The organism is Paenibacillus etheri (genome assembly GCF_001012825.1).
Classification (GTDB): Bacteria; Bacillota; Bacilli; order Paenibacillales; family Paenibacillaceae; genus Paenibacillus_AQ; species Paenibacillus_AQ etheri.
Genome location: NZ_LCZJ02000026.1, coordinates 1 through 5265, shown reverse-complemented (window position 1 = coordinate 5265; position 5265 = coordinate 1). Strand labels below are relative to the sequence as shown.

Annotated in this window: 6 protein-coding genes; 2 read left to right on the top strand and 4 right to left on the bottom strand. The window is 35.3% G+C overall.

Annotated elements, in window-relative coordinates; translation table 11 throughout:
• A partial coding sequence (locus UQ64_RS15105) for an ABC transporter transmembrane domain-containing protein (protein ID WP_209445807.1) occupies window positions 1–339 on the bottom strand: 339 nt, incomplete at its 3' end.
• Window positions 340–609: 270 nt separating this feature from the next.
• On the opposite strand from UQ64_RS15105, the gene UQ64_RS15100 reads away from it, so the two are divergent.
• Entirely contained in the window at window positions 610–792 is a 183-nt protein-coding gene (locus UQ64_RS15100; RefSeq protein WP_060624290.1) for a hypothetical protein, read from the top strand.
• 362 nt (window positions 793–1154) lie between these two features.
• Entirely contained in the window at window positions 1155–1637 is a 483-nt protein-coding gene (locus UQ64_RS15090; protein WP_060624288.1) for a radical SAM protein, read from the top strand.
• Window positions 1638–2081: 444 nt separating this feature from the next.
• Here the strand turns inward: UQ64_RS15090 and UQ64_RS15085 are convergent, their stop codons facing one another.
• From UQ64_RS15085 to UQ64_RS15075, 3 genes are all read right to left on the bottom strand, one after another.
• Window positions 2082–3677, bottom strand: coding sequence for a hypothetical protein (locus tag UQ64_RS15085; RefSeq protein WP_060624287.1), 1596 nt, complete (start codon window positions 3675–3677; stop codon window positions 2082–2084).
• Window positions 3674–4597 carry an ABC transporter ATP-binding protein gene (locus UQ64_RS15080; RefSeq protein WP_060624286.1) on the bottom strand — a complete coding sequence of 308 codons (924 nt, stop codon included), beginning with the start codon at window positions 4595–4597 and terminating at the stop codon, window positions 3674–3676. The genes UQ64_RS15085 and UQ64_RS15080 overlap by 4 nt, the downstream gene beginning before the upstream one ends.
• A 271-nt stretch (window positions 4598–4868) precedes the next feature.
• Window positions 4869–5265: YheC/YheD family protein (locus UQ64_RS15075; protein WP_245237999.1), on the bottom strand; the 397-nt coding region annotated here is incomplete at its 5' end.

Here is a 5265-nt window from a genome sequence, read left to right as displayed (position 1 = left end):
AAATACAAGTGAAGTTATTGGGAAGGTCAAAAATAAGATTAGAGTTAATTGTAGATCAATTCGAAACATTAAAATACTGACAAAAAAAATAGAAATAAAATCAACAAAGATAGAAATCTTATCGGTAAACATATTAGAAAAGGTCTGAATGTCCGATTCGATATGGTTAATCAACTTGCCCTTCTCAATCTGTTCAAAAGGTTTCATTCTTAAATCTAAAATGGAGCGAAAAACTTTCTTTTTTAAACCTATTTCAATTTTAGTTGCAATTAAAATCTGGAGATTTCCTTGTAATAATTGGATGAGAATATGCGAGAAAAGAATAGAAACTAAAATCAAAATACAATCTACCTGTGAAAACATTCACTAACCATATTTTAGCACTTTGCTTGTCTAATAACAATTGAAAGGAGAGAGATTATGAAATGGTTAAATCAAGAGAGTAGTGTTTCACCAATGGTCTGTTGGAGCAACTGGTGCGCAGTTAAATTTGGATGTGAGAATTACAATAAGACTTGCGTATTGCATATTTCTTCTAATGATCCTATTTCAAGTTAAGTTCATCTCTGTAAGGTGTGGTTTATTTATTATTAAAAAGCAGGTGTTTAAGTGAAATTATCAAAGTTCAACATTATTGAAGAACTCGATCAAGGATTAATTATCTATAATTCACAAACTACTGGCGTATTATTCCTTAATGCAGAATATACTTCCTCTTTTAAGAAATTTATTGATACTGGCATTATGGATAGGTGCGATTTGGAAGAAGAATTGAAAATGGGAGTATGCTAGTAGAGGATGATTTTGACGAGATCGGGTTATTAAAAACTAAAAACAATATGGCTCGTTATGATGCTTCGAACTATTCATTTACAATTGCTCCAACAATGGAATGTAATTTTGGATGCCCATATTGTTTCGAAGAGGGATTTCGCTATAACACAATGACAGATGAAATATCTGCACAAATAACTTCATTTATCAATAGAATCTCACTTAAATCTTCATCAGTGGGAGTGTGCTGGTATGGTGGGGAGCCATAGCTAGGAATTAAAAGAATAGAAGAGATTACTGCTGGTATCCTAGGGAATTTATCAGATCATAAGCAATATAACGCTTCTATCGTTACCAATGGCTACATTTTAAACAAGAAGATGGTACAACGTCTAAAGGCCTGTCAAATTACATTTTGTCAGATTACACTTGATGGACCTCCAGATATTCATGATAATCGTAGATTTCTAATAGACCGATCCGGGAAAAAAGCCGGCCCAACATTTCATAAAATTCTGGAAAATATTAAGGATATCCATGAGGACATACATGTCAACATACGGGTTAATGTGGATAAGACTAATATTAACAGAGTAGATGAGATTTTAGATTTGCTGGAACAGCACGGTTTGAAAAATAAAGTGGGATTTTACCTTGCGCCAGTAGATGATTCGGCTAGTTCCTGTGTAAATCTCGATTGCTTCTCATCTTATGAATTTTCTGGGGAAGAACTGCAAGTGTACCGATGTCCTTACGTAGTTAAACAAAAGCAAGAGCCCCGTTGTGATTCTATTCGTTATAATGCTAAGCATTTGATGCAGCTATTACACGAAGTGAAATCAGCAGAATTATCAATTATTTAAACGATAAATTTAATGAAGAGGGATGATCAAGAATGAATTGGTATAAAGGCCCAAATGAAGTACGCCAAACGCTATTTGTGGGATTCACCTTTGTTGGGACAGAGCGAATGACGATGGTGCTTGCACTCTTCGTGTTTGTCTGACTAGATCCTGTATTATTAATTACTAATAAAGAGCAAACAATAATAATGAATGGAGGGAAAATATGAACTGGTTAAATCAAACACAAAGTGTGCAACTAGGTTATTGTTCATCGAAGGACTGCCCTAAGCTAGGTTGTCTTCTTTATACTGGATCTTAATTAATTTTGAACTTATCAAAGTAACATATTTTAGATAAAGGGATTCTAATTCGGTTTCGCCAAATTAGAATCCCTTTAAAATTTCTGTATATCTGACAACATCAGCAGCTAGAAAGCTAGCTGACTTAAGTAATTTTTATCAACTAAAACTTCTTATAAGCAAAAATTAATAAACCTATTCCAATGGCACCAAAGATTAAAGGTGTCATTAGATTACCATGTATTCCGTACAAGTCAGCAAGAATAAATTCTTGCATTACACCAAGATACCAGAGGAACATATATATGAAGCTAAAGAGATGCTTGGATACTAAGGAGCAACTTGCCGTTAAAGATATTGAGAATAGCAATCCTAGCAAGAGGCTAACGATCATTAAGTATTTCTGAACAATTAAAAGGTTAATAAATGTTCCTGAAAAATAAAGAATTAATAATGTGAACAAGAAGAGTGCCTTGGTAAAGAATAAAGGGCGTTTATAAGCTAATGTTGAACGGATGAATGAGTCACCTAAATGAAAAGAGGTATTCGAAAAAAGGAAAAGCGGGGCACTTAAGGCTAGAATGAATATCCAATTATTCACATCACTCGCTCTGGGTAAATACTGGAGAACAAAAAGAGGAATTAATAGTAAGTGAGTTTTTTGTAAACTTTTCAAGTAGACCAAGATTTCTCCGGAAAATAGTGCTTTTGTTTCAATTCGAAAAACCGAAGAATCTAAAGAAAGTGGTAAATTTGAATTTTGAGATAACTTGGGCTCTTCAATAACCGTTAATAATTGTGGAGTTAGTTTTTGATTTTTGGATTTACTCTTAAGAGTCGAAAATCTTTGATAGAAAATCTGGTCAAAGTTTCGCACTCTCCCGAGAATGTGAACAATGGAAAAAGCAAGAGTGATAATAATTAATCGACTAACAATGAAGTTAGTATTCCAACTTACTTTATTCATAACAAATGTGTTGTCGAAATGATTTATTGTCTCTAATATACTGAGACCGCCGTCCCAACCTGACATATTCATTTTTTGCACAAATTGAGTGAATATATTATGTGAAATATATATGATTCCAGTGAAATCGAAATAAGGATTGATCTTTTCATTACTGATCCCTGCCATTACGTAAGACATATAACTCATCGCTGCAAAAAAAAGAAGTATATTGCCAAATGTATTTCTGAAAATGCGAAATAAATCTAAACAGACTGCTAAACTAGAGATCACATATACAAAAGGAACGACGATTAATAAAAAGGGCATGATATATGATGAAAAAATTAACTGGTTGCTTTCCCCTCTGCTCAATTGCATAAAGACAGCCATGACTTCAACTGCCCCAACGAGGAATAATAAGTATAAAAAATTTGATATTCTTTTGGACTCCAGATAGCGATACATCGAAACAGGGGAGCTTTTAATGAAAATGTCCATTCGGGAATCAATATCTTTTTTAATGGGGTTCCTTATGAAATAAGGGCCTGCAAATATTAAAGTAGTATGTAAGAATAAAACAACGAGCAATCCCATCCAAGCAGAGTTGTAAACACCTCGAAAACTTCCATTTAATGAGCTACTATGAATAACAGTTGTTAGCGAAGTAAATGATTGGTTGTTAGCAGGGAAATAGAAAAAGGTTAATCCAGCAAGCAGTAAAAGTGTCCAAAGAAATATAGGCTTGCGACATTTTTCTTTCATCTGCAGACTGACCAATCCCCAAAAGTTGTCAATGAGTATTTTCCTCATCCTATCCATCCATCCTGCCCGTTTAGATTATTGTTAATATTTGAATTATCAGTGCTCAATTTGTCCTTATGAATATTATATAAGTAAACATCTTCAAGTGTTGCCTCAACTGGAATCGCTTGGGGAGAAGGTGATACAAAAGAAATCACTTTTGTTTCTTCAAATCCATCATTGTTCATATGGTTACTCCCAATGATATGCGGATAAGACAATGAGCTATGTGACTTATTAGGTACTTTCCAGATCATACCTTTAACAGCTTGTTTCAGCTCATTTACCTTACCTGTAGCTAGCACACGCCCATGTTTCATAACAATAATATGTGTAGCTAATGCTTCTACATCAGACACGATGTGTGTTGATAACAAAACAGTCGAATGCTCTGCCTGCTTTAAAATTAAGTGTTTGAAATGTATTCTTTCGTCGGGATCAAGACCTACAGTGGGTTCATCCAATAACAAAAACGAGGGTCGATTTAATAAAGCTTGGCAAATACCGATACGCTGCTTCATTCCTCCTGAGTAAGAATGAAGTGCGTTGTCCGCAACCTCTGTCAAATTAACTTGCTGTAAGAGACTTTGGATATTGTTTGCTGCTTCTTTACTGGAAATTCCTTTTAAGGACGCGATATACATCAAGAATTCACGTCCTGTTAGTTCTGGCATCATTCCAAAAGTTTGTGGTAGATAGCCAAGTTTACTTTTATAGATCTTTTCGATTTGCCAAATTTCCTGATTATCAACCATCACTTTACCATGTGTAGGTTTTTCGACCGTCGCCAATATATTCATTAGTGTTGATTTGCCTGCCCCATTAGGTCCAAGTAATCCGTAAATTCCTGTATTCAAGCTTAAACTGAGTGGATATAACGCTTTCTTTTTTTTGTAACTCTTCTCTAATTGGTCAATTTTAATATTCATATCTTCCTCCCATTCTTTTTGTATTTATAATACATCTCATCCATTATTATACTTTATTAGATCGAAGGTGACAATCTTGTTAATATAGATATTTGGTGAATTTTTGGGCTCACGGCCGCTGTTGTTCCCAGATTTCTTGATTGCTACCAATTTTCGTGTGGAAATCATGCTACTCACTCAATTTGAATGAGTGAGGCATAACCTAGCAAAACAGCCCAGATAGTGAGAGTTCTACATCAGGGCTGTTTGTGCTGTCAAAGATTAAATTCGTTCACACCATCCCCTGTTTTGATTTCATACACTTAAGATTGTATGTGCGACCGTATCCTTTTGCATATCTGACAATTCGGTCAATCATACGGGTGTCTTTCAACTTAGTGAACGGGCACGGATCGGGAGCCGTATTTACTTCCAAGATCCATGGTTTAAGACGTTGATCTAAGGCAATATCCACACCGATTTCCTGAAGGGCGGGATAGACAGTGCTAAGCTGTCTAGCAGACTTTACTCCAATTTGCTTCAGGGATCGGATCAATATTGTACAATTCTCTGCGCTTGTGTAGGCTTTTAATAATTCCTCAACCGGATAAATCGTTCCTCCTTGACTCCCGTTTGTAACTACTTTGCGAGGATGCGCCACGCGTCCTGCAACCCCTGTGGCTTCCCAC

What these genes read in the sequence shown, in the direction of transcription:
- UQ64_RS15085 (WP_060624287.1), bottom strand. Translation starts at nt 3,677, where the DNA reads ATGAGGAAAATACTCATTGACAACTTTTGGGGATTGGTCAGTCTGCAG.
- UQ64_RS15080 (WP_060624286.1), bottom strand. Translation starts at nt 4,597, where the DNA reads ATGAATATTAAAATTGACCAATTAGAGAAGAGTTACAAAAAAAAGAAA.
- UQ64_RS15090 (WP_060624288.1), top strand. Translation starts at nt 1,155, where the DNA reads ATGGTACAACGTCTAAAGGCCTGTCAAATTACATTTTGTCAGATTACA.